Source organism: Flavobacteriales bacterium (assembly GCA_030584065.1).
Taxonomy (GTDB): Bacteria; Bacteroidota; Bacteroidia; order Flavobacteriales_F; family PHOS-HE28; genus PHOS-HE28.
The window spans coordinates 1,563,276-1,587,065 of sequence record CP129489.1 but is presented as its reverse complement, the minus strand read 5'-3'; the positions used below and the strand labels follow the sequence as shown (position 1 = coordinate 1,587,065).

Below are 23,790 nucleotides of genomic sequence, written 5' to 3'. Positions count from 1 at the left end.
CCCCGTTCAATGGATCGGCACCACGGCCACGCGCCGGCGGTCCCCTGAGGAAGCGGCCAGCGCCGGTGCGGTGCTGCGCTTGATGGCCCCGGCAAGCGCCTCGATGAGGCGCCGGCGGACGAAGGGCCTGCGCGCCACCAGGCTCACTTGCCGCACCGGCTCCGGATCGGCGAAGCACCGCACGTGCGGATCGTCGGGCGATACGCTCAGCTCCGGCACCAGGGTCATCGCCTCGCCATTGCGCACCAGCTGCTTCAGGGTCTCGATGCTGCCGCTCTCGTAGAGCAGGTTCGCATGCGTCCCCGAACTGGGGCTGCCGCAAAGGCTGAGGGTCTGCTCGCGGAAGCAATGCCCTTCGCCGAGCACCCAGAGGGACTCGCGCTTCAGCTGCTCGCGCCGCACCTCGCGCTGGCGCCAGAGGCGGTGCCCGGCGGGGAGGTAGGCGAGGAAGCGCTCCACGAAGAGCGGTACCTCTTCGATGTCCGGTGCGTCCACCGGCGTCACCACGATGCCCAGGTCCAGCTCGCCGCGGCGGAGCCCCTTCAGGATGCGGCTGGTCTTCCGCTCGTCGATGATCAGGCGCAGGTCCGGATGCTCCTCGGCGAAGCGCGGCAGGAACAGTGGCATGAGGTAGGGGGCCAGCGTGTGGATGACGCCGATGCGGCAGGTGCCCGCCAGTCCCGTATGCATCTCCGCCACCAGCGCCCGCAACTGCTCCGCCTCGCGGAGCACCGCCCGGGCCTGCGCCACCACCCGTTCACCCGCCTCCGTGGGGCGCACCGGCAGGGTCCTGCGGTCGAAGAGCTCCACATCCAGGTCCTCCTCCAGCTTGCGCACCTGCATGGTGAGCGTGGGCTGGGTCACGTGGCACGCTTCAGCGGCCCGGACGAATTGCCGGTGCTCGGCCAAGGCAACGATGTAGTGGAGCTGCTGCAGCGTCATGATAGCTCTGCTCTATTCCTTGTCGTCGTGGATCGGTCAAAGCTATTCTCCTCCGGTGGCTTCCACCGGCACCTTGTGCGCTGCGCTGAAGCGGCGGTAGGGCGGCGGCCTGCCGGATGGCCTTTTCACATGCGCTTTGCCTGGGCGCAACAGGCGGTTCACCCGCCGGAGGGTCCTTTGCGCCATGAACGGGTCGCTGACCGGATGGCGGAGGCGGGGTGGTCTCGCGGTGGCCGTGGTCCGAGGCATCCCATCCGAGGTCGCGCGTCTTTCCAGCTGGATGGAACCAGCACCGGGGTTGGCGGCTCGGCGGCCAGGGGGGGAGGCCAGCTCGGCGGCTGTGTTCCAAACCTGTCCCTTTTTCGTCCTTCCCATGGCACAGGGGTTTGTTTACTTTTGCATACGTTCCAAGGGAACGCCCCATCCACCGGTGACGCCTTCCTTGCCTGCCTTGCCTCCCCTGCGAAGGTTCCGCCCGGGGCTGCTGCGTGCAGCCATGGCGGTTGCGGGGGTCTTTGCCGCCGTGGTGGCCTGGTCGCAGAGCGCTGGAGATTACGGCTCATGGGCCTCGGGGGCATGGAATACCGCCGCCACCTGGCGCGTCTATGATGGCAGCAGCTGGGCCACCTCGCCGGCTGCAGCATCGGCTCCCGGAGCCACCAACAATGTCTACATCCGCACGGGCACCACGGTAACGGCCGCCTTCGGCTCCCAGTACTACTGCCAGAACCTCTTCGTGGAGGCCGGCGGGCGGCTCTACAACAACAACACCGGCGGCACCAACCTGTCCTATGTGCACGTGCTGGGCACCGCGCCCGGCTACACCGGGCAGATCGTCTGCGATGGCCAGATCGGCAACGGCGCCACCCTGGATGGCATCAGCCTCAGCATCGACGGGGCGAATGTGACCCTCAGCGGAACCGGCACCGTGGATGTGGCGCGGATCCGGAAGACCTTGACCGCGCATCCCACCACGCTGGCGGCGCTCACCACCACCAATTTCACCATCGCCCGCAACGTGAACCTCCGGTTCAGCTCGGGGACCACCACCATGCTGTACAACGGCGCGGGGGCGGCCTGCAACTTCAACGTCACCATCAACGCCGGATCCACCGTCACACTGGTGGGTGTCGGTACGGGCAATGTCTCCATGGATGGGTTGGCCGGTAGCGATGCCGCGCAATTGGGCGGCACCATCACGGTGAACGGCACCCTCATCATCCCGGGCATCTACTACGCCACGACGAACAATGCTTCGGCGACATACGTGTGCCGATTGGAGATCAACAACGGCGGCTTGGTGCGCGTGTCGCAGATTTCCGCGGGCCCCTCCGGTACTGCTTGGCATCGGATGATCGTGAATGCAGGAGGGACCTTGGAGATCACGGGGACGCCGACGGCCTGGCCCGCTTATTCCACCACGAACAACCAGTTTCAGTTCGTCAATAGCAGCCAAACCATCTACCCGGCTCTCGGTTCGCAGGACATCCGCAACGTGAACGGCGGGTACGGCAACCTGCGCATCCAGGGCAGCGGCGTGAAGCAGATCCTTGGGACGCTTCTGGTGAAGGGCGACCTCGAGATCCTGAACACCACCGGCTCGCCGGAGCTGGACGTGTCGGTGTCGAATTTCCAGGTGACCGTGTGGGGGAACTGGACCAACTACGGACCTGCGGGATTCAACGAGCGCACCGGCCTGGTGCTCTTCGGCAACGGCTCCACAGTGCCGCAGACCATCACCACCGGCGGCACGGGCGAGCAATTCTTCAACTGGCGCATCCACAAGACCACGGCGCAGCCGCTGGTGACCATGGGCAGCCCGGTGCAGGTGCTGAGCAACCTGGAATTGGGGGCCGCGGTGAACTTCTTCGGTGCCATCCTCGACCTCAACGGCCACCAGCTGACCATGTACAACCCGGCGGCGGGCGCCATTTCCACGGCATCGGGCTCCTTCGGCACCACGCGCCACATCCGCAGCGAGCGCACCGACAACAGTTCGCGTGTGCGATGGGACATCGGCACCACCGCCGGTCCGCACCTGGTGCCCTTCGGCACCTCGGCGGCCTACATCCCCTTCACCTTCGACCTGCTGAACGGCGATGCCGGCAGCGTCACCATGGCCACCTACGGCACCCCGCCGGATAACCAGCCGCTGCCCACCACGCCCACCCTGGTCACGGTGCTGCCCAGCTACCTGGGCTACATCCAGCCGGACAACAGCCCCGCCACGGTGGACCGCTTCTGGCAGATCGACCCCACCGGGTCGCCCATGGCCAAGCTCACCTTCACCTATGCGCCCACGGAGCTGCCCGCCGCGCCCTTCGACAATCCGCTGTCGATGCGCGCGCAGCGGTGGAACAGCACCGTGCCTTATTGGGAAGAGCAGCTGGAGGGAACGGCAGCCGCCTACTGGGCCGATGCCGATACCGTGACTGGCTTCGGCCCCTTCACCCTCACCAACATCATCTCCCCGCTGCCCGTGGAGCTGCTGCGCTTCACCGCCTGGCCGGAAGGGGATGCCGTGCAGTTGGCCTGGACCACGGCCTCTGAGCTCAACAACGCGCACTTCACCGTGCTCCGCAGCCGCGATGGCCATACCTATGAACCGGTGACCCGGGTGGCCGGGGCCGGCAACAGCCAGGTGGTGCGGGACTACCACGCCAAGGACCCCGCTCCATGGGACGGCCTGTCCTACTACAAGCTCCGCCAGACGGATTTCGACGGCACGTGGACCGAGAGCGATGCCGTGCCCATCCGGTTCGGGACCACGGCCGCGCCAGTGATCTATCCCAACCCGGCCCGGAACCTGGCGCAGCTGGCCGGCCTGCCGGTGGATTGGCAGGAGGTGCGCATCGTGGACGCCTCCGGGCGCGTGGCGGTTTCCCTGAGCCGTTCAGGTGACACGGACCGCTTGGAGCTCCCGGTGAGCGGCCTGGCACCCGGTGCCTATGCGGTGCTCATCCAAGGGAGCGGCTCCGGTCACGCGCTGCGCTTGGTGAAGGAGTGATCCTGCCGCCGGGCCGGCTTCCTGCCGCGTTTTTTCAACAAGTTGCCCATTCTCCCTCGCCGGGAGCGGCATTCGCCTCAATTTCGGGCTCTCTTCACATGCGGGAAACCTTGCCCCGCTTCATTTGCCCACCCCAATTCCCCAACCCATGATCTGTTCTGAACGAAATCGATGGCACGGTGCCGGACGGACGCGCTCGCTGAGCGGTGCGGTGATGCACCTGCTTGGAGCCCCGATGCGCACACTGCTTGGCGCCGCAGCTTTCGGCGCGGCCTTGACCGCACAGGCGCAGCCGGTGCCCTTCACCGGTGCCGCTTACACCCAGGATTTCCAGAGCATGACGGCGACCAACTTGACCCCGGCGGGCATTTCGGCCACCACCATGCTGGAGGTGAGCGCCCAGAATGGAGGCGGTTCGGTGACCGGGTGGTACGTCTACCATCAGAATAGCGGCACGCCGCGCTGGGGCAGGACGAATGGCGCTGCGAGCACGGGTTCCTTCTTCGTTATGTTCGATGGCCAGCCCACGCCGAAGCGGGCCTTGGGCTCCTTGGCCTCGGGCAGTGTGGCCACCGCGCTCGGCGTGGTGCTGCAGAACACCTCCGGGAGCACCATCAACAACGTCTCCATCACCTACAGCGCCTACATCAACCGCAACCCCTCCACCACGGTCAACAGCTTCCCGATGTCGTACCGGGTCAGCGCTGCCGGCGTTCTGGCCGGGAGCGGCACCGGTGATGGGACCTTCAACGATGCCGCCGGCTCTTGGATCAGCAGCACGGGCTTCAACACCCCCACAACCGGCACCGGCGCTCCCAATGCCACCCAGGCGGCCATCAGCCCGCTGTTCCTCATCGGTGGGGCGCCCATCACGGCCGACCTCACCGGCCTGGGCTGGGACAACGGCGAGTACCTCTACATCCGCTGGGAGGATACCGATGAGGGCGGGAGCGATGCCACGGCCGGTATCGGTGAATTCTCCATCGTCGCCACCTCAACGCCCACGGTGCTCACCGACCTCACCGGCTTCACCGCCGATTTCGGCAACGTGAACGTGGGCAGCAGCAGCGCGTCTTCCACCTTCAGCGTGAGCGGCAACAACCTCACGGCCAACCTGGAGGTGCTGGCACCCGCCGGTTTCGAGGTGTCGCTGGATGGCAGCACCTGGAACGTGAATCCGGTGGTGCTCACGCCCAGCGGCGGCAATGTGGCCGCCACCCCCATCTACGTGCGCTTCAGCCCGGGCGCGGCCGGACCCTTCGCGGCGGACGTCGCCTGCTCCAGCACCGGCGCCACCACGCAGAACGTCGCCGTGCAGGGCAATGGCATCGCGGTGGCAGCGCCCACCAAGCTCGTCATGACCCCGGTGAACGGCGGCAACCCCGTGGTGGACAACCTGCCCTTCAGCGTAACGGTGGAGGCGCGGGACGACGATGACAACCTGCAGAACGTGTCGCAGAATACCACCGTGCAGCTATCGGTCGACCAGGGCTTCGGCGCCCTCGGCGGCACCCTCACCGGCACCATCCTCAGCGGCACCAACAGCGTCACGTTCACCAACCTCACCTATTCGCCCTTCGACTTCGGTGTGGTGCTGCGCGCGCAGGCCACTGCCGGCGATGCGCTGGCCGATGCTTTCAGTGACCCCTTCGACGTGCTCGGCCCTGCGCAGGACCTCAGCTTCGCCAACGTGGCGCCCTCGGGCCTCACGGGCCAGGCCATCGGCGCATTCCAGGTTGACGCGTTGCGGTTCGATGCCACGGTGGCCACGGAGTATGCGGGAGCCATCACCCTTTCCCTGCTCAGCGGCCCCGGCAACCTGCTGGGCACGCTCACCCAGAATGCCATTAACGGATCGGCCACCTTCAACGACATCAGCTTCGATGCCCCGGGCCAGTACATCCTCAGCGCGAGCGCCGTGGGCCTCAACGGGAGCAACAGCCCGGCCATCGTGATCACCGATGTGCCGGCCATGATCGAGCTCATCCTCCCGCAGTATGCGGTGAACGGTGCCACCTCGGGCGTGCGCCTGCCTTACGTATGCCGGTTGGAGCTCTCCAATCTGGTGCCCAACGCCACCTATCGCTACATCGTGGGCGCGAGCACGAACCCCAGCCTGGGCCTGAGCACCGCCGCCGGCAACATGTACGCGATCAACAATGCGGCTGATGCCTTCGGCCATGTGGCGGGCCATACGGCCAGCAAAGGGATGAATGGCCAGTTGCTCACCGGTGATGAATTCGCGCCCTCGGGCAGCCGCTTCGCCGAGCTGACCACCGACGCCAATGGTGCCTACACCGGCTGGTTCAGCATGGTGCCCACGGGCAATGCCGTGTTCGACAACGGGAACGACGTGTACTTCTATGTGCAGCTGAACAACGGCTTCGGCGGGCTCACCATCACGAACTCGGTGCGCACCACGAACACGATCCGGATGATCATCCCGACCAGCACGGCGCGCGCGGCCTACGGCAGCTCATCGGCGGCGGCGGAGAACATGGTGTTCCTCTACGACAACGAAGCCGGCACCGGCCGTCCCATCTGGGGCAGCTGGGCCGAGAGCGACGGCATCGATCAGACCTACAGCACCTGGCATGATGGGAACGTGGACGGACAGGCCGGCCGTTGGGCCGCCTACCTGCCCACCACCCTGCCCAATGGCATCCGGCGCATCGAGCAGCGCAGCACGGCCACGGGCGACCTGGTGGACTGCCCTGGACTGAGCCCGAACGGCATCTGGTCAGGCGCAGGAAGCACCGTCAACCCGAGCGCGGGCACCACGCCCATCGCCTTCACCACCGGAGATGCGAATTTCGATGCGCCCACCACGTGGTACGCCGACGCCGACGGGGATGGCCTCGGTGACCCGAACGATACGCAGCTGGCCTGCGCGCAACCGGAGGACCATGTCGCTGTGGCCGGCGATGCATGCCCCTTGGTATCCGGCACCGTGGGTTCGCCATGCAACGATGGGGATGACGACACCATCAACGACCAGATCCAGGGCGATTGCACCTGCGCGGGCCAGAACGTGGACTGCGAGGGCACGCCCAATGGTCCGGCGCTTCCCGGATCCCCCTGCGATGACGAGGATCCCGCCACGGGCAACGACACCTGGGACAATGCCTGCAACTGCGTGGGCCAGCTCATCGACTGCGAGAACGTCGTTGGCGGACCCGCACTCCCCGGCACGCCCTGCGATGATGGCGATGGCGCCACCGGGAACGATACCTGGGATGCCAACTGCGTCTGCGTGGGACTGGCGCTGGACTGCGAAGGCGTGCCCGGCGGGCCGGCCATTCCCGGCTCGGCCTGCAACGATGGCAATCCGGGCACCTTCAACGATGTGTGGGACAACGGCTGCGTCTGCGCCGGCACGCCGGTGAGCTATGGCGTGGGCAACGTGGTGGTGCTCCAGGCCGGCAATGGAACGGGCAGCCTCACCAACACGGGCAACCCGATCGTGCTGCGCGAGTTCACCCCCACGGGCACCAGCACCTTCGACCTCCCCATCCCTTCGAGCGGTGCGGATCCCTTGGTGGTGAGCGGAACGGCGACTTCCGAAGGCCTGCTCTCCCGGTCCAGCGACCGTCGCGAGCTGGTCTTCGCCGGTTACGCCCAGACCCTGCCCGGCGCCAGCAACCTGCCTGGCACCACCGCGGCCACCGTGGGTCGTGCCGTGGGCACGGTAAGCGCCAGTGCGGCCTATGCGCGCGAAGCGGTCTCGTCCAGCTTCTTCAGTGGCGGCAACCCCCGCTCGGCAGGCGGTGACGGCACCGGCTATTGGGGTGCCGGTTCCAACACGGGCGTGGTGTACTACGGACCGGGCGCACCGGCCATCGTGAGCACCACGCTCACCAACAACCGCAGCACCGAGGTGTATGGCGGCCAGCTCTACTTCAGCACCGGGTCCGGCGCCACGCGCGGCATCTGGGCGGTGGGCACCGGGCTGCCCACGGGCACTGGCACCACCAGCACCAACGTGATCAACACCGGCGGCACCTCCAGCCCCTATGAGTTCGTGTTCAACGCCGGCGGCACCACCTGCTACATCGCCGACGACCGCGCCGTGGCCTCGGGCGGCGGTATCCAGCGCTGGGACCTGGTGGGCGGCGTGTGGACGCTGAGCTACACCCTGGGCACCGGCGGCACCTCCGGCGCGCGCGGCGTGGAGGTCGACTTCAGCGGTGTCGTCCCCATCGTCTACGGCATCACCGCCGATGGCGGCGGACGCCTGATCCGCATCGATGACACCGGCGCGGGGAGCTCCGCCGTCACCCTGGCCACCGCACCTGCGAACACCGCCTTCCGCGGCGTGGCCCTGGCCCCGCAGGATTGCGATCCGCCGGTGGTGAACGTGACCACGAACAGCCCCATCTGCGCGGGCGATGCGCTCACCCTTACGGCGAACGCGACAGGGGTGGGGACCCTGTCCTACTTCTGGCAAGGCACGGGGACCCTCGTGCCGGTGGATCCCGCCTCACCCAATGTGTCCTTCCTCGGTGCGGCAACGGGAACCTACTACGCCACCGTCTCGAGCGGCTGCGGCAGCACCACGGTGCCCGTGGAGGTGGTCGTGAACGCCCCGCCCACGCTCTCTGCGGCCATCACCCCGGCCAGCTGCCCGGGCCAGAGCGACGGTGCGATCGACCTGACGGTGACCGGCGGGACCGGTTCGCCGACCTTCGATTGGGTGAGCACCATCCCATGCTCCTTCGCTGCGCAATGCCCGGGTTCCATCGGCATCTGCCAGATGGGGGTTTGCGGAGGCATGAACCTCACCGAGGACCTCAGTGGCCTGCCTGCCGCTTCCTACACGGTGACCGTCACCATGGGCGGTTGCACGGTGACGGAGACCTTCACGGTCGGTTACCTGAACCTCGACACCGACGGCGACCTGATTCCCGACTGTGTGGACAGCTGCCCCACCACGCCCGGCCAGATCGGCTCGGCCTGCGACGACAGCAACCCGAACACGGTGCTCGATGTCCTCGACGGCAGCTGCACGTGCGCGGGCCAGGCCTGCACCACCGACCTCGACCTGATCTGGCAGCCCGATGGCGTGAGCAGCATCACCTGGGAGCTCCGCCAGCAGGGCACCGACATCCTGGTGCAGGCCGGCGGCGGCATCTATCCGGAGACCCCCGCCTACAGCGAGGCCACCTGCCTGCCCGACGGCTGCTTCTACCTGGTGGTGACCGATGATGCCGGCGACGGCATCGCCGGCGGCGGCTACCAGCTGAAGATCAACAGCGGCGCGCGCATCATCGACAACCTCACCGATGCCTTCGGCAGCGGCGGATTCACTACCGGCTACACCAGCCAGGTGGCCAATGGCGAGGGCTTCTGCCTGCCCCTGGGAAGCGACCGCCTGATCTTCACCAGCTGCGACCGCGTGGACTGGAAGACCAGCCCCTGCGGCGGCGAGTTCGTGGTGGCCAACACCAACGCGGCCGTGAGCGCCCAGTACGGCGTGAGCAATGCCAACAGCGGCTACCAGATGTGGTGGTTCGACCCCAACGGCGGCTACAGCTTCAAGCGCTTCCAGAGCCACAATACCTCCAACGGCCTGCCCGCCAGCGCCACCCGCGCCTGCCACTTCCAGCTCAACAGCTGGAGCGGCAACCAGCTGCAGGAGGGCGTGGTGTACAACGTGAAGGTGCGCGGCCGCATCGCCGGCAACTACCTGCCTTGGGGACCGGCCTGCCGACTCACGGTGAACAACGCCGCTGCGCAATGCCCCCGCACCAAGCTCATGGACATCCCCGGCAACCAATACCTGAGCTGCGGACAGACCCGCCCGGTGGGCACCAGCCAGGCCAGCCTGGTGCATGCCAGGCCCGTGCGCCGCATGAACGCCAACTGCAACTGGGTGAGCGCCAACCGCTACCAGTTCCGCTTCCGCCTGCCCTCCGAGAACTTCGAGCTGGTGAAGACCAGCGCGCTGGGCAAGTACTTCGTGAACACCAATGGACTGCAGTGCGACAAGACCTACGAGGTGGACGTGCGCGCCAGCTTCGATGGCGGCGCCACCTGGTGCCACAGCAGCAATCCCTGGGGCGATGTGTGCCTGCTCACCACCACCTGCAGCAATGCACTGGCTGAGGAGGGCACCGGCACCGGCACCGCAGCCGGCACCCTGCGCATGTACCCCAACCCCAACCAGGGCGACCAGCTGATGCTGGGCCTGAGCGCGGTGGCTGAGGGCGTGCAGACGGTGAGCATCGACATCTTCGACCTGTTCGGCAAGCGCGTGGCGGCCCGCACCATCCCCGTGCAGGACGGCTTCGTGAACAGCGTGCTGGAACTGAACGGCGAGCTCGCCAACGGCATGTATGTGGTGAGCATCACCGCCGGTACCGACAGCTACACCGAGCGGCTGGTGATCCAGAAGTAGCTCGTTCATCGCTGAAACGGAGCCCCCGTGCCGACAGGCGCGGGGGCTTCGGCTTTTACCGACCTTCGCGCACCATGCTCGGCCTTCAACTCCCCACCGACCCGCGCTGGGCGCAGCTCGTCCGCCAGGACCTGCCCGAGCTGCTCACCGATCATGCCTGGTGCGAGCAGAAAGCCGCCAGCAACGCCATCAGCATGATCGTGCGCTATCCCGAGCTGAGCGAGCTGGTCACCGAGCTCACCCGCATCGCCCAGGAGGAGCTGGAGCACTTCGGCCAGGTGGTGGACCGCATCCACGCACGGGGCTGGACGCTGGGCCCCGAGCGCAAGGACCACTACGTGAACGAGCTCATGCAGTTCGTGCGCAAGGAGGGCGGTCGCGAGGAGCGCCTGGTGGACCGCCTCCTCTTCAGCGCCATGATCGAGGCCCGCAGCTGCGAGCGGTTCAAGCTGCTCACCCAGGAGTGCGACGACCCGGAGCTGCGCGCCTTCTACCGCGACCTCATGGAGAGCGAGGCGGGGCACTACGCCACCTTCATCGGCTTTGCCCGGGCCTACGGCGGCCGGGTTGACGTGGACCAGCGCTGGAGGGAGTTCCTGGCGTACGAGGCCGAGGTGGTGAGCCGCTACGGCAAAGCCCCCACGATGCATGGCTGAGGCGCGCGCCCCCCGCGAGATCACCGCCGAGGTGATCTCCATCGGCGATGAGCTGCTCATCGGCCAGACCATCAACACCAATGCCGGGTGGATGGGTGAGCAGCTCTCGCTCATCGGCATCCGGCCGGTGCGCGTGCGCACCATCGGCGACGACCGCCAAGCCATCCTCGACGCCCTTGGCGATGCCACGGCGCACGTGGTCCTCATCACCGGCGGACTCGGTCCCACCAAGGACGACATCACCAAGCGGGTGCTGTGCGAGCACTTCGGCACGCGGCTCATCCGCCATCCGCACATCGAGGCGCGCATCGCGGCCTATTTCCAGAGCATCGGGCGGGATCCGTTGGAGGTGAACCTCGCCCAGGCCGACCTGCCCGAGGCCTGCACCGTGGTGCCCAATGAGCGCGGCACGGCCAGCGGCATGTGGTTCGAGCGCGACGGCCGCGTATTCGTGAGCATGCCCGGGGTGCCCTACGAGATGAAGGCCATGATGGAGAAGCACGTGCTCCCCGAGCTCCGCAGGGCCTTCGCACCGCCCGCCATCGTGCACCGCACCATCCTCACCACGGGCCTCGGCGAGAGCCACCTGGCCCAGCGCATCGCCGCCTGGGAGGACAGCCTCGCCGAAGAGGGCATCAAGCTGGCCTACCTGCCGAGCCCCGGCCTGGTGAAGCTGCGGCTGAGCACCTATGCGAACAACGACCCGCGCGGGGCGCGCGACCGGGTGGACCGCAAGTCCGACCAGCTCTACCGGCTCATCCCCGAGCTCATCTTCGGCGAAGGGGAGGAGCGCCTGGAGCAGGTGGTGGGGCGGATGCTCAAAGAGCGCGGCCAGACCCTTTCCATGGCCGAGAGCTGCACCGGAGGCTATGTCAGCCACCTCATCACCAGCATCCCGGGCAGCTCGGCCTACTTCACCGGCGGCGTGGTGAGCTATGCCAATGCGGTGAAGATGGAGGAGCTGGGCATCCCCAGCGACATGCTGGAGCTGAACGGAGCCGTGAGCCAGCCTGTGGTGGAGCGCATGGCCTCGGGCGTGCGCACGGCCCTGCGCACGGACTGGAGCCTGGCCCTGAGCGGCGTGGCCGGGCCGGAGGGCGGAACCCCGGAGAAGCCCGTGGGCACGGTGTGGATCGCTGTGGCCGGCCCCGATGGCGTGGAGGCCCTCAAGGGCTACTTCCCCGGCACGCGCGACCTGGTCATCAAGCGAAGCGCCCTGGCGGCCCTCAACCTGCTGCGCAAGAAGCTGAACGGCTGAAGCCTAAGGCTTGTAGGCCACCATGGCATTGCCCAGCGCGTAGCGGTCGCGCGTGCGCTTGCGGTTGCGTGCGGGCCATCCGGTGCGTTCCACCGCCCAGGCGAAGGCCCGGAAGAACCGGTTCCCCCAGCCGCTCGGGAAGAACTTGTTCAGGGTGTCCATGAGCACATCGGCATGCCCGCCGAACGACTCCAGGTGCTGCACCTCCAGGCCGGCCTGCTCCGCCAGCCAGCGCAGCCCCGGGCCGGTGGGGTGGCTGTATTCGTAGGGATACTCGCCGATCCAGTTGATGAAGGTGCTGGTGATGATGAGCTTGCCGCCGGGCTTCAGCACGCGCGCCAGCTCCCGCATGAAGGCATCCGGGCGCTGGATGTGCGGGATCATGTCCGTGGCCAGCACGGAGTCGAAGCGGCCATCGGGGAAGGGCAGGCGGTCCGCCGCGTTCAGGTCGAGCTGGAGGTCGAGGTTATCCAGCCCATGCACCGATCCGGGGTAGTCCACGCACATGGATTCGGTGGTGAGGGGCGCATACACCTCGTAGTAGGGCGCCGGGCCGCAACCGATGTCGAGCAGCGCCCCCCGCAGGTGCGCCTGGAGCAGCGGCAGGTAGGCTTTGCGCTGAAGCTCAGCGATATAGAACGATCCCGGATAGGTGCGGCGCAGGTTGAGCCGGAATTCGCCGGTGGCAGGGTCCCTCACCAGCCTGGTAGGGCGCCATTGCTCGGGGTTACGCATGGGGGGGGCGGGCGAGAGGGTGGCCCGCAGGCCGTGAGCGCCGGGTTGCCGGCGCGAGGCCGCAAAAGTAGAAGGTCTCGCTGCCCGAAGGAAGGGGTTGCGCATCGGACAGACGCCGATGAACATCAGGCCATGCAACAACCTACGGTTCCATTCCCTACATTTGCGCCCCCGCAATCCGGAACGCCATGTCCAAAGTCTGCCAAATCACCGGCAAGAAGGTCATCACCGGCCACAAGGTGTCGCACTCGAACATCAAGACCAAGCGCACCTTCGCCCCCAACCTCCAGGACCGCAAGTTCTTCATCCCCCAGGAGAACAAGTGGGTGACCCTGCGCGTGAGCACCGCCGGCATGCGCACCATCAACAAGATCGGCATCGCCGAGGCCCTCAAGCGCGCCCGCGCAAAGGGCTTCCTCAGCGCCTGATTCTCAACCGCTAGCACCCCGAAGCCATGGCCAAGAAAGGGAACCGCGTACAGGTGATCCTGGAATGCACCGAGCACAAGACCTCGGGCCAGCCCGGCACCAGCCGCTACGTCACCACCAAGAACCGCAAGAACACCTCCGAGCGCATCGAGTTGAAGAAGTACAACCCGATCCTGCGGAAGATGACCGTTCACAAAGAGATCAAGTAAGCCATGGCAAAGAAGACCGTTGCTACCCTGAAGAAGGCGGATGCCAAGACCTTCACCAAGGTCATCCGCATGGTGAAGAAGGACACCGGCGGCTACGCCTTCGTGGAGCAGGTGCTGCCCACCGACGAGGCGGACAAGCTCCTCGCCGGAAAGTGATTCCCCCTACCATCGCGAAAAGGCCCTCCTGGCGTGCCGGGAAGGCCTTTTCGAGCATTGTGACGGACCATGGCATTGTTCGGACTCTTCGGAAGGAAGAAGGAAGCGGCCCAGGCCGAGGCTGAACGGAAGGACCTGGACAGCGGGCTGGAGCGCTCGCGCGAGGGCTTCTTCGGCAAGCTCACGCGCGCCATCGCCGGCAAGAGCACGGTGGATGAGGAGGTGCTCGACAACCTGGAGGAGGTGCTTGTGGGGAGCGACGTGGGCGTGGAGACCACCCTGCGCATCATCGACCGCATCCAGCAGCGCGTGAAGCGCGACAAATACGTGGGCACGGGCGAGCTCAATGCCCTGCTGCGCGAGGAGATCGCCGCGCTGATGAAGGATCCCGCACCCATGGACCCGGCGGTGAAGCCCTACGTGATCATGGTGGTGGGCGTGAACGGCGTGGGCAAGACCACGACGATCGGCAAGCTGGCGCACGCCTTCAAGAAGGAGGGCCGCAGCGTGCTGCTGGGCGCCGCCGACACCTTCCGAGCCGCCGCCGTGGACCAGCTCACCATCTGGAGCCAGCGCGTGGGCGTGCCCATCGTGTCGCAGGGCATGAACGCCGACCCGGCCGCCGTGGCCTACGATGCCGTGGAGAGCGCCAAGGCGAAGGGCGCCGACGTGGTGATCATCGACACCGCCGGGCGCCTGCACAACAAGGTGGGCCTCATGAACGAGCTCACCAAGATCCGCAACGTGATGCGCAAGGTGGTGCCCGATGCGCCCCATGAGGTGCTGCTGGTGCTCGACGCCAGCACCGGCCAGAACGCCATCGAGCAGGCGAAGCAGTTCACCAAGGCCACGGACGTCACCGCACTGGCCCTCACCAAGATCGACGGCACCGCCAAGGGCGGCGTGGCCATCGGCATCAGCGACCAGTTCAGCATCCCCATCAAGTACCTCGGGGTGGGCGAGGGCATCGACCACCTGCAGGTCTTCGACAAGCGCGCCTTCGTGGATGCGCTGTTCAAGGCGTGACCGGCGCCAACGCGAAGGGGCGCCACCGCAGCAGCGCCCCTTGCCGTAAGCCTGGCGGCTCCGCTTACTTCTTCACCAGCGGGTTGCCCTTGGCATCCTTGAACTTGTTCGTGGCCACCATGATGAGGTCCACGAGCGACCAGATGCCGCAGCCGCCGAGGGTGAGCAGTTGGATCACACCGGTCATGGTGTGGCCGGTGTAGAACCGGTGCACGCCGAGGTTCCCCAGGAACAGGTTGAGGAGCAGGGTGGTGAGCCAATCCTTGCCTTCGGTGGGTGCGTTGCTGTTTTCCATGCTTGAGTAGGTTTGGTTTTTTTCGCTCCGCGCAAGGGCGCACGGGGCATTCGGCTCACAAGATAGAAACGGCCCCGGATCGGCAAAGCCGGGCCGCCGAGGGCGCCGCGTGCCCCCCTTCGCCCTACTTTCGGGCGATGAGCGAGACACCAGTCCAGGTTCCGCCGCCGGCCCCGGGCGGCGCTGATGACAAGACGGTGGCCATCGTGGCCTACCTCTCCCTGATCGGCTTCGTGGTGGCCCTGGTGCTCCACAACCAGCGCAAGAGCGCGCTGGGGGCCTACCACCTGCGCCAGGCCCTGGGCATCGTGGTATGCTCGGTGGTGATGAGCATCCTCGGCATCATCCCCTTCGTGGGTTGCCTGGTGCTGCCCGTGCTGGGCATCGGCATCCTGGTGATGTGGATCATGGGCATCGTGGCCGCCGCCAATGCGGAGATGAAGCCCGTGCCGCTGCTGGGCGAGCGCTTCCAGGAGTGGTTCAGCGGGGCCTTCGATTGAGCGCCCCTCGGCACCTGCCGCGCAAGGTGGGCTAGCTTTGCGGCCCCGCATGAAAGCCCGCACCCTCAAGCGCACCAAGGTCAACGTCGTCACCCTGGGCTGCTCCAAGAACACCTTCGACAGCGAGGTGATGATGGCCCAGCTGAAGGCCAACGGCATCGCCGTGGAGCACGAGGCCGAGCGCGGCGACCACAACGTGGTGGTGATCAACACCTGCGGCTTCATCGAGAACGCCAAGCAGGAGAGCATCGATACCATCCTCTCCTGGGCCAACGCCAAGGACCGCGGCGAGGTGGAGAAGGTGTACGTGACCGGCTGCCTCAGCCAGCGCTACGCCCCCGAGCTCAAGGAGGGCATCCCCCAGGTGGACGCCTGGTTCGGCACACGCGACCTGCCCCGCCTGCTCAAGACCCTGAAGGCCGACTACAAGCATGAACTGGTGGGGGAGCGGCTGCTCACCACCCCCGCCCACTTCGCCTACTTCAAGATCAGCGAGGGCTGCGACCGCAAGTGCTCCTTCTGCGCCATCCCCCTCATGCGCGGCCAGCATGTCAGCACGCCCATCGAGCAGCTGGTGACCAACGCGCAGAACCTGGCCAGGCAAGGGGTGAAGGAGCTCATCCTCATCGCGCAGGACCTCACCTACTACGGGCTGGACCTCTACAAGAAGCGTAACCTCAGTGAGCTTCTCGCGCGCCTCAGCGATGTAGAGGGCATCGACTGGATCCGCCTGCACTACGCCTTCCCATCGGGCTTCCCCATGGATATCCTGGACGTGATGCGCGAGCGGAGCAACATCTGCAACTACCTGGACATGCCGCTGCAGCACGGCAGCACCCGCATGCTCACCCGCATGCGCCGGGGCATCACGCAGGAGAAGACCGAGGCGCTGGTGAACACCATCCGCGACAAGGTGCCCGGCATCGCCATCCGCACCACGCTCATCGCCGGCTTCCCCGGCGAGACCGAGGCCGATCACGAGGACAACCTGCGCTGGATCGAGCGCATGCGCTTCGACCGCTTGGGCGCCTTCACCTACAGCCACGAGGAGCAGACCCACGCCTTCACCATGGACGATGACGTGCCCGACGAGGTGAAGGCGCAGCGCGCCCAGGAGATCATGGAGCTGCAGGGGGGCATCAGCCTCGAGCTGAACCAGGCCAAGGTGGGCAAGGTCTTCAAGGTGCTCGTGGACAAGGCCGAGGGCGGCCACTACATCGCCCGCACCGAGTTCGATTCACCCGAAGTGGACAACGAGGTGCTGATCTCCACCAAGGGCAGCTACCTGCGGGTGGGCGACTTCGCCGAGGTGCGCATCACCGAGGCCAACGAGCACGACCTGCGGGCGGAGGTCGTCTAGCATCGGAAGTTGTGATGATGGGGCCAGCTCAGGCTCAGCCTTCACTGCCGGCAAGCGGCCCTGCTTGGTCCTGCAGCTGCAGCAGCAGGCGCTCGCGCAGCTTCGCGATCTCCACCCGTTGATGCATCAGGGCTTCCAGCAGCACCGGGATCTGGTCGCAATGGCATGCGCTATCGCGCGTGGCCTCCGCGATGGATGAAGCACGGGCAGGGCACGCATCCGCATCGCGCACCACGTGGAGATGCGGCCTTCCGAACCGGCTGCTTCCTGAGTCCATCAGCTTGGGTTTCGGGCGGGCTCCGGAGGCGTGCTCCCGTTCGGGTACACATTGATCAGCAGCGGAGCGGGATGGATGAAGCCGGTCAGCATGGCCGAGGAACCGATGCCTCAAAGCACGCTGCGCGGATCGGTCCGGTCAATAGAACATTGGTTGACAAGGGCAGTGGCGCCGGTGGTGGCATTCGCTATCGCGAAGGCTTCTGCCCTTGATGGTAGGGAACAGGAAGGGCCGCTACCACTCTTTCAGCCGGATGCCTACCGCTCGTAGTAGCGGTTCACCGCTTCGGTGCGGTTGCTCACGTGCAGCTTGCCGTAGATGCGGTGGATGTGCTGTTTCACCGCCCCTTCGGTGATGCCGAGCCGCTGCGCGATCTCCTTGTAGAGCAGCCCCTGCGCCAGCTGCTCCAGCACGGCGAATTCCCGCTCACCCAGCTCCACGCTCAGCGGGTGGCGCGCGGCGGGCACGGGCCTGAAGTGCCGCACCACGCGCCGGGCCACGCTCATGCTCATGGGCGAGCCGCCTTGGGCCACCTCGCGCACGCCCTGCACGATCTCATCTGGCGATGCGTTCTTGAGCAGGTAGCCGTTGGCGCCGGCCTTGAGGGCCTCGAAGACCTTGTCATCGGTATCGTTCACCGTGTACATCATGAACTGCGTGGCGGGCCACCGCGCGCTGAGCCGCCGCACGCCCTCGATGCCATCCGCGCCGGGCAGGTTCACATCCATCAGCACCACGGCGGGTGCGTCGTCATCGGCCACGGTCTCGGCATCCTCCACGCAGTCGTGCGTGCCCGCCAGCCGCATCCCGGGCGTGGCCAGGAACACCGCGGCGAGCATCTCGCGGATGCGCTCATCATCCTCCACGATGCGCAGGGTCAATGGCTGGTTCATGCAGGGCTCGCCGCGGCCGTTTGGCGCGGGCGATGATGCGAAGGTGCGGGCCCACGGCACGCGCATCAAGCTAACTTTCGTTCAGCCCTGCGCGCAGCAGCACCCGGGTGCCGCGTTCCTCGCCGGTGATGCGCAGGTCGGCGCCGATCTCCTCCGCGCGCTTCCGCATGTTCTGCAGGCCGTGGCCGCGCGGCTTGCGGTCCGACCGCTCCAGGCCCTTGCCGTCGTCGGCGATCTCCACGTGGAAGGCCCCCTCCCAGCTCAGGGTGAGGCGCACGTGGCGCGCATCGGCATGCTTCACCACGTTGTGCAGGGCCTCCTTCACGATGAGGAAGAGGTTGCGGCGCTGCTGCGCGGTGAGCTGCAGGTCGGGGAGCGCGGCATCGGCGCGCAGCTCCAGGGCGATCCGGTAGGCATCCAGGTACCCGCGCGCATAGGAGCCGATGTAGGCCACAAGGTCATCCAGGCTCCCTTGGTCGTCCTGCAGCGACCAGATGATGTGGCGCATGCTGGCGATGAGCTCCTCGGCAGTGCCGGCCTGCTCGCGCAGCAAGGCGCCGGCATCGCCGGCAAGGCCCCGCTGCAGGGCCATCTCGCTCCGCAGCTTCAGGGCGCTGAGGCCCACGCCGAGGTCGTCGTGCAGGTCGCGGCTCACCTGCTCGCGCACGCGCAGCTCGGCGATGGTGCGCTCCTGCTCGGCGCGCTGGGCGTGCAGCTCGGCGAGGTGCCGCTGGTGGCGCTGGCGGGCGCTCACCACCAGGTAGATGCCCGTGAGCGCGGCGAAGGCGAGCACGCCCGCCACGATCAGCAGCAGGCGCGTGCGCCGCTCGCCCTCAAGTCGCACCTCCATGCGCTCACGCTCCATGCGCTCCACTTCCAGCGCGTTGTCCGCGCGGATCAGCTCGGCCTGCGTGGCCAGCGCCGAACGGATGTTGTTGGCGGTGATGGTGCTGTCGATGCGGTGCCAGGCGGCCATGTGGCCGAGCGCGCCCTCGGGGTCGCCGATGGTGCGGCTGGCCTGCGCGGCCATGCGGGCGAAGTTGCGCTGGGTGACCAGGCCGACCCCCGCGCGATGGGCCTCCAGGTAGTCGCCCGCGAGCCGGAGCGCTTCGCGTGCCTGAGCGGCTCGGCCGGCCTCGGCAAGCGCCAGCGCGCGGCCCACCAGGGCATCCACGCCGATGTCGTGGTCGCGCGCTGCATCGGCCGTGGCCCAGGCATGATCATACCGCATCAGCGCGGAATCGGCATGGCCGGCCTTGAGCGCGATGTTGCCGAGGGTCCAATGGGCCACGGCGATGGCGCGCGCCGCTTCCACCTGCTCGGCCAGGCGCAGCGAGAGCCGCGCATGGTGGCGGGCGCTGTCGAGCATGCCCAGCGCGCTGAGGTAGCTGCCCAGGTTGCCGTGGATATGATGCAGCTCCGTGACCGGGTAGCGCGCGGCAGGATGGTGCGGGAACCAGTGCAGGGCGGATCGCAGGTAGGGCAGGGCCTCCCGGCTGTCCTGGATATTCTCATGCAGCAGGCCCTTCAGGTTGAGCGCGTTCGCGATGAGCGTGCTGTCGCCGAGCCGCTGCGCCAGCCGTTCCGCTTCCTCCAGGTCGCGCATGGCCTTGTTGAAGAGGCCTTCGTAGTAGAGCACCTCGGCGCGGTAGGCGAGCAGGTAGTGCCGCTCTTCATGGTCCTTCTCGGGGTCGGTCATCGCCAAGGCCGCGTTCAGCAGCATGGTGGCCGAATCGCCATGGAAGGCGTCCATCTGGGCGATGATGCGCGCCATCTGGCGGTCCAGATCGGCATTGGCGAAGGGCGGCAGCCGGCGCATGCCGAGCACGGCGGGCTGGGCGAGCGTGCCTTCAGCGGCCAGGCAGGCCAGCGCCAGGACCAGGCCGAGCGCGCGGCGGCTCATCGTCCGAAGTAGCGGTTCACCGCCTCGGTGCGGTTCTGCACGTGCAGCTTGCCATAGATGCGGTGGATGTGCTGCTTCACGGTGCCGGTGGTGATGCCCATGCGCTCGCCGATCTCTTTATAGAGCAGCCCCTGTGCCAGGAGTTCCAGCACCGCGCGCTCCCGCTCGCTGAGGTCCGCCTCGGTTCCTGCGCCGCTGGGCGACGGCCGGAACTGCTGCACCACGCGCCGCGCCACATGGGCGCTCATGGGCGCTCCGCCGGCGTGCAGTTCGCGGACGGCGGTGATGATCTCATCGGGCGTGCTGTGCTTCAGGATGTACCCGTTGGCGCCTGCCTTGAGCGCCTCCAGCACGCGCTGGTCATCGTCGTGCACGGTGTACATGAGGAATTGCGTGCCTGTGCAGCGCACGCTCAGCTGCCGCACGCAGTCGATGCCGCTCTGGCCGGGAAGGTTGATGTCCATGAGCACCACATCGGGGCAGTTGGCCTTCAAGCGGAGCAAGGCGTCCTCTGCGGTGCTGTGTATCGTGAAGGGCTCCATGCCCTCCTCGAGTTCGAAAAGGGTCCGCAGCGTCTCGCGGATGATCTCATCGTCCTCGACGATGCTCACTTGAATGGTATGTTCCTCGGGCATCGGGGCAAAGCTGCGCCGCTGTTCAGGCCGTGGCAATAGAACGAAGGTTAGTGCCCGCGCGCAGCGGCAGGCGGAGGTGGATGGCCGTGCCCCGCTCGGCGCGCAGTTCCATGGAGCCGCCGAGGGCGGTGATGCGCCGGCGCATATTGCGCATGCCGTTGCCCGTGCCGTGCTCGGTGGCGGCGGGCAGCCCCAGCCCATCGTCGGCCAGGGTGAGGAGCAGGCCATCGGACCAGCGCACCGTGATGGTGAAGCGCCCGGCCCGGGCGTGCTTCACGGTGTTGTGCAGGGCTTCCTTCATGATCAGGAAGAGGCTGCGCCGCTGCTCGGTGGTGAGCTCGGCCTGCGGGAGGTCCGGTGCGATGTCGATGGTGAGCGCCAGCCCGTGATGGTCGCAATAGGTGCGGGCGTAACTGGTGGCGTACACGAGCAGGTCCTCCAGGCTGGCCTGCTCGCGATCGAGCGCCCAGATCATCTGGCGCATGCTGCCGATGAGTTCTCCCGCTGTTGCGGCCAGGGAGGCGAGCTGCTCGCGCTTGACGGGGTCCTGCTCCACCCGCAGGGCCATCTCGCTGCGCAGCTTCAGGCCGCTGAGGCCGGCGCCGAGGTCGTCGTGCATGTCGCTCGCGATGCGTTCCCGCTCGCGCAGCACGGCCTGCTCGCGCTCGAAGCGCTGGCGCTGTTCGCGCAGCCTGCGCCGCGTGTAGGCGCGCAGGCCGAGAAAGGCTGCCAAGGCCGCAACGGCAGCCGCTCCGAGCCTGAACCACCAGGTGGCCCACAGGGGCGGCAGCACCTGCAGGCGGATGCCCAGGGGGCGGGCCGACCACCGGTTGCCCCCGGTCCCCGCGCGGATCTCCACCCGGTGCTCGCCGATCGGCAGCTGGTCCAGGTTGATCCGCGCATCCTCCCCCAAGGTGCGCCAGGCGCTGTCCGTGGCGGGCAGCCGGTACGCCATGCGGATGCCCTGGCCGGCAGGGAAGGGCAGTGTGCCCAGCTCGATGGAGAGCGATCGCCGGTCGTAGGGCAGCTGCACGGTGCTGTCCGCTGGCCACGCGGCATGCTGTGCGCCCAGGAATCGGATGTCGGTGACCACCGGGGCCGGCGCGATGGCCTGCCCGGCCCAGTCCGGCGGGAGGTCGAGGATGTAGCGGCCGATGGCGCAGAGCAGCGACCCATCGTGGTCGGCGGCGATGGCCGACAGCCGCCCCTGCGAGGCGATGGAACGCGGCAGCTCGATGGTGCGCAGTTCGCCGGTGGACGGCGTCAGCCGCGAAAGGCCTTCATTCGTCCGGATCCAGAGGAGGCCCTCCCGGTCAAGGGCCAGCTGTTCGATGCGGTCCCCTGCAAGGCCGTCGCTGCGGGTGAGCCATCCGATTCCGTCCGATCCCGGGGGCAGCACGCCCAAGCCGCCCGTGAGCGTGCCGATGTAGAGGGTGCCATCGGGGTGCACCTCCAGGCTGCGCACCACGCCGTAGGCGGTGCCGGTGCTGTCGGGCTCGTGAAGGATGCGCTGCACGATGGCCTCACCGGCGATGCGCATGGCGCCGTATCCGTTGTTGAAGCCCAGCCAGACCTCCCGGCCCGCGCTGGCCGCAGCGAGCAGCTGGGCGGTGGGCAGCGGTTCGCCCCCGAATGCGGCCCTGCGCACGGCCGGTCCGTTGCCGGTGACCTCGAACAGCCCCTTGGTCCAGGTGCCCACCCAGGCCTTGCCCGGAGCGATGCGCTTGATGAAGGCGGTACGCGTGGCCATCATGGCCCCGGCCGAGTCGATGAGCCAGGGGAGCGACCGGTAGGCCGGGGAGGCACCATCCCAATGGAACACCCCGGCGGCGCTGCCCACCAGCCAGCCGTCGTTCCACGGCTCGGCGGCCACGGGCATGTTGCCCCAGCGCAGCGCTTCGGCATCGCGCGAGGCCTTCTCCAGGCTGGCGGTGCGCCAGCGGCCCTTGGCCCGGTCGAGCACGGCGAGCCCGTCGCCGTCCGTGCAGACGAGGAGCTCATCGGCGGCGGCCACCAAGGCGAGCGCTGACCGCGCCGCCTGCATCGGCACGGTCCACGCTTCGATCCCTGCATTGCGCGGGTCGAGCACGTTGAGCCCGTCGATCGTGCCGATCCAGATGCGGCCCTGTCTGTCCTCCAGCCAGCTCTTGGCATTGGCCGAGGTGATGCTCCAAGGCTCATCGGGCGCATGCCTCACCGGCATCCATCCGCCATCGCGCCGGCGGAGCTGCAGGTCGTGCGTCCAGCGGCTCGCCCAGAGACGCCCCGTGCGGTCGCGGGCCAGGAATTGGAGCGTGGCCTTGGGCAGTCCCTGGCCGATCGGCTCATCGAGGGTGATGCGCCCCGTGCGGTCCATGCCGTGCAGCCGGTAGTCCGCGGTGGAAAGCCAGATGAGGCCGCAGGCGGGGTCGGGGGTGGGCGTTGAGGCGCGCGGGTCCGCGAGGCAGGGGTAGGGGAAGCCGGCCGTGGGCCGCTCCACCAACCGCTGGGCCGCGGCATCATAGAACACGATGCCGTCTGCCGCCGTGATCCATAGGCCGTTGAGCACGGTGTCGCGCACCAGGTGGGTGGCGCGTGGCGGCCTGGTGAGCCGGGGGCTGTCGGCGCCAGGCGGCAGCGGGCGCCATGTGCGTGTGCGCAGGTCGATGGTGTGCGCGCCGTCCTCCGTGGCCAGCCACAGCAGGCCGTTCCCATCCGGTGCCATGCCGTGGATGCGGTTGGCGCTGGTGGGGTTCCTCCGGCCATCGGTCACGTATACCCGCTGGAAATCGCCGCGCCGCTCATCGTAGGCGGCCAGGCCGTGGTCGGTGGCGATCCAGATGGTGCCGGCATCGTCCTCCGCGATGTCCCAGATGGTGCTGTTCGGCAGGCTCCGCGGGTCCTTGCGGTCGTGATGCCAGGTCCGGATGCGGATCCCTTCATGGCGCGCCAGTCCCGTGGCGGTGCCGATCCAGATGAATCCATGCCGGTCCTCGTGCAGCGCAAGCACCTCGTCGCCCGGAAGCCCATCGGTGCGGGCGAGGTGATCGAAGAGCAGGTCCTGGCCCGCTGCCGGTGCGGCGAGCAGGAGCAGGCTGGCGATCAGCGGCGCGGGTCGCATGCTGTAAGCGGTC

General features: G+C 67.5%; 18 protein-coding genes. 10 read left to right on the top strand and 8 right to left on the bottom strand.

Annotation, left to right across the window (positions count from 1 at the left end):
• Positions 1-6: 6 nt before the first annotated feature.
• Positions 7-942: a LysR substrate-binding domain-containing protein gene (locus QY325_07030; GenBank protein ID WKZ67674.1), complete on the bottom strand. Its 936-nt coding sequence runs from the start codon at positions 940-942 to the stop codon at positions 7-9.
• A 451-nt stretch (positions 943-1,393) separates the two neighbouring features.
• On the opposite strand from QY325_07030, the gene QY325_07025 reads away from it, so the two are divergent.
• From QY325_07025 to QY325_07010, 4 genes are all read left to right on the top strand, one after another.
• Positions 1,394-3,949 (top strand): T9SS type A sorting domain-containing protein, encoded by a 2,556-nt coding sequence (locus QY325_07025; GenBank protein ID WKZ67673.1) that lies wholly within the window; start codon positions 1,394-1,396, stop codon positions 3,947-3,949.
• A 235-nt stretch (positions 3,950-4,184) separates the two neighbouring features.
• On the top strand, positions 4,185-10,346 hold the full coding sequence (locus QY325_07020) for a T9SS type A sorting domain-containing protein (GenBank protein WKZ67672.1): 6,162 nt from the start codon (positions 4,185-4,187) through the stop codon (positions 10,344-10,346).
• Between the two features lie 74 nt (positions 10,347-10,420).
• Positions 10,421-11,002, top strand: coding sequence for a tRNA-(ms[2]io[6]A)-hydroxylase (locus QY325_07015; GenBank protein ID WKZ67671.1), 582 nt, complete (start codon positions 10,421-10,423; stop codon positions 11,000-11,002).
• The gene (locus tag QY325_07010; protein WKZ67670.1) at positions 10,995-12,260 is read left to right on the top strand and encodes a competence/damage-inducible protein A; all 1,266 of its coding nucleotides are present in this window, start codon (positions 10,995-10,997) and stop codon (positions 12,258-12,260) included. The genes QY325_07015 and QY325_07010 overlap by 8 nt, the downstream gene beginning before the upstream one ends.
• 3 nt (positions 12,261-12,263) lie before the next feature.
• On the opposite strand, the gene QY325_07005 is transcribed toward QY325_07010, so the two are convergent.
• Positions 12,264-12,959, bottom strand: coding sequence for a methyltransferase domain-containing protein (locus QY325_07005; GenBank protein WKZ67669.1), 696 nt, complete (start codon positions 12,957-12,959; stop codon positions 12,264-12,266).
• Positions 12,960-13,183: 224 nt separating this feature from the next.
• Here QY325_07005 and rpmB point away from each other — a divergent pair, with 224 nt between their 5' ends.
• The 4 genes from rpmB (at position 13,184) to ftsY (ending at position 14,814) form a co-directional block, all read left to right on the top strand.
• Positions 13,184-13,423 (top strand): 50S ribosomal protein L28, encoded by a 240-nt coding sequence (gene rpmB, locus QY325_07000; protein ID WKZ67668.1) that lies wholly within the window; start codon positions 13,184-13,186, stop codon positions 13,421-13,423.
• Between the two features lie 26 nt (positions 13,424-13,449).
• Positions 13,450-13,632 (top strand): 50S ribosomal protein L33, encoded by a 183-nt coding sequence (gene rpmG / locus QY325_06995; GenBank protein ID WKZ67667.1) that lies wholly within the window; start codon positions 13,450-13,452, stop codon positions 13,630-13,632.
• 3 nt (positions 13,633-13,635) lie between these two features.
• The gene (locus tag QY325_06990; GenBank protein ID WKZ67666.1) at positions 13,636-13,788 is read left to right on the top strand and encodes a DUF4295 family protein; all 153 of its coding nucleotides are present in this window, start codon (positions 13,636-13,638) and stop codon (positions 13,786-13,788) included.
• Between the two features lie 69 nt (positions 13,789-13,857).
• The gene (ftsY, locus tag QY325_06985) at positions 13,858-14,814 is read left to right on the top strand and encodes a signal recognition particle-docking protein FtsY (GenBank protein ID WKZ67665.1); all 957 of its coding nucleotides are present in this window, start codon (positions 13,858-13,860) and stop codon (positions 14,812-14,814) included.
• Positions 14,815-14,878: 64 nt separating this feature from the next.
• Here ftsY and QY325_06980 read toward each other — a convergent pair whose 3' ends face one another.
• Complete coding sequence (locus QY325_06980; GenBank protein ID WKZ67664.1) at positions 14,879-15,109, bottom strand: TM2 domain-containing protein; 231 nt, start codon at positions 15,107-15,109, stop codon at positions 14,879-14,881.
• A gap of 137 nt (positions 15,110-15,246) precedes the next feature.
• Here QY325_06980 and QY325_06975 point away from each other — a divergent pair, with 137 nt between their 5' ends.
• The gene (locus tag QY325_06975) at positions 15,247-15,609 is read left to right on the top strand and encodes a hypothetical protein (protein ID WKZ67663.1); all 363 of its coding nucleotides are present in this window, start codon (positions 15,247-15,249) and stop codon (positions 15,607-15,609) included.
• A gap of 49 nt (positions 15,610-15,658) precedes the next feature.
• The gene (gene rimO, locus QY325_06970; protein ID WKZ67662.1) at positions 15,659-16,969 is read left to right on the top strand and encodes a 30S ribosomal protein S12 methylthiotransferase RimO; all 1,311 of its coding nucleotides are present in this window, start codon (positions 15,659-15,661) and stop codon (positions 16,967-16,969) included.
• Positions 16,970-17,003: 34 nt separating this feature from the next.
• Here rimO and QY325_06965 read toward each other — a convergent pair whose 3' ends face one another.
• The 5 genes from QY325_06965 to QY325_06945 all read right to left on the bottom strand — a co-directional run bounded on the left by QY325_06965 (position 17,004) and on the right by QY325_06945 (position 23,777).
• Complete coding sequence (locus tag QY325_06965; GenBank protein ID WKZ67661.1) at positions 17,004-17,246, bottom strand: hypothetical protein; 243 nt, start codon at positions 17,244-17,246, stop codon at positions 17,004-17,006.
• A 257-nt stretch (positions 17,247-17,503) separates the two neighbouring features.
• Positions 17,504-18,139 carry a response regulator transcription factor gene (locus QY325_06960; GenBank protein WKZ67660.1) on the bottom strand — a complete coding sequence of 212 codons (636 nt, stop codon included), beginning with the start codon at positions 18,137-18,139 and terminating at the stop codon, positions 17,504-17,506.
• Positions 18,140-18,209: 70 nt separating this feature from the next.
• Positions 18,210-20,042 carry a histidine kinase gene (locus QY325_06955; GenBank protein WKZ67659.1) on the bottom strand — a complete coding sequence of 611 codons (1,833 nt, stop codon included), beginning with the start codon at positions 20,040-20,042 and terminating at the stop codon, positions 18,210-18,212.
• Positions 20,039-20,677, bottom strand: coding sequence for a response regulator transcription factor (locus QY325_06950; protein WKZ67658.1), 639 nt, complete (start codon positions 20,675-20,677; stop codon positions 20,039-20,041). The genes QY325_06955 and QY325_06950 overlap by 4 nt, the downstream gene beginning before the upstream one ends.
• 22 nt (positions 20,678-20,699) lie before the next feature.
• Positions 20,700-23,777, bottom strand: a complete 3,078-nt coding sequence (locus tag QY325_06945; protein WKZ67657.1) for a two-component regulator propeller domain-containing protein — start codon at positions 23,775-23,777, stop codon at positions 20,700-20,702.
• Positions 23,778-23,790: the final 13 nt, after the last annotated feature.

What these genes read in the sequence shown, in the direction of transcription:
- QY325_07030 (WKZ67674.1), bottom strand. Translation starts at nt 942, where the DNA reads ATGACGCTGCAGCAGCTCCACTACATCGTTGCCTTGGCCGAGCACCGG.
- QY325_07020 (WKZ67672.1), top strand. Translation starts at nt 4,185, where the DNA reads ATGCGCACACTGCTTGGCGCCGCAGCTTTCGGCGCGGCCTTGACCGCA.
- QY325_07015 (WKZ67671.1), top strand. Translation starts at nt 10,421, where the DNA reads ATGCTCGGCCTTCAACTCCCCACCGACCCGCGCTGGGCGCAGCTCGTC.
- QY325_07010 (WKZ67670.1), top strand. Translation starts at nt 10,995, where the DNA reads ATGGCTGAGGCGCGCGCCCCCCGCGAGATCACCGCCGAGGTGATCTCC.
- rpmB (WKZ67668.1), top strand. Translation starts at nt 13,184, where the DNA reads ATGTCCAAAGTCTGCCAAATCACCGGCAAGAAGGTCATCACCGGCCAC.
- rpmG (WKZ67667.1), top strand. Translation starts at nt 13,450, where the DNA reads ATGGCCAAGAAAGGGAACCGCGTACAGGTGATCCTGGAATGCACCGAG.
- QY325_06990 (WKZ67666.1), top strand. Translation starts at nt 13,636, where the DNA reads ATGGCAAAGAAGACCGTTGCTACCCTGAAGAAGGCGGATGCCAAGACC.
- ftsY (WKZ67665.1), top strand. Translation starts at nt 13,858, where the DNA reads ATGGCATTGTTCGGACTCTTCGGAAGGAAGAAGGAAGCGGCCCAGGCC.
- QY325_06980 (WKZ67664.1), bottom strand. Translation starts at nt 15,109, where the DNA reads ATGGAAAACAGCAACGCACCCACCGAAGGCAAGGATTGGCTCACCACC.
- QY325_06975 (WKZ67663.1), top strand. Translation starts at nt 15,247, where the DNA reads ATGAGCGAGACACCAGTCCAGGTTCCGCCGCCGGCCCCGGGCGGCGCT.
- rimO (WKZ67662.1), top strand. Translation starts at nt 15,659, where the DNA reads ATGAAAGCCCGCACCCTCAAGCGCACCAAGGTCAACGTCGTCACCCTG.
- QY325_06965 (WKZ67661.1), bottom strand. Translation starts at nt 17,246, where the DNA reads ATGGACTCAGGAAGCAGCCGGTTCGGAAGGCCGCATCTCCACGTGGTG.
- QY325_06960 (WKZ67660.1), bottom strand. Translation starts at nt 18,139, where the DNA reads ATGAACCAGCCATTGACCCTGCGCATCGTGGAGGATGATGAGCGCATC.
- QY325_06955 (WKZ67659.1), bottom strand. Translation starts at nt 20,042, where the DNA reads ATGAGCCGCCGCGCGCTCGGCCTGGTCCTGGCGCTGGCCTGCCTGGCC.
- QY325_06950 (WKZ67658.1), bottom strand. Translation starts at nt 20,677, where the DNA reads ATGCCCGAGGAACATACCATTCAAGTGAGCATCGTCGAGGACGATGAG.
- QY325_06945 (WKZ67657.1), bottom strand. Translation starts at nt 23,777, where the DNA reads ATGCGACCCGCGCCGCTGATCGCCAGCCTGCTCCTGCTCGCCGCACCG.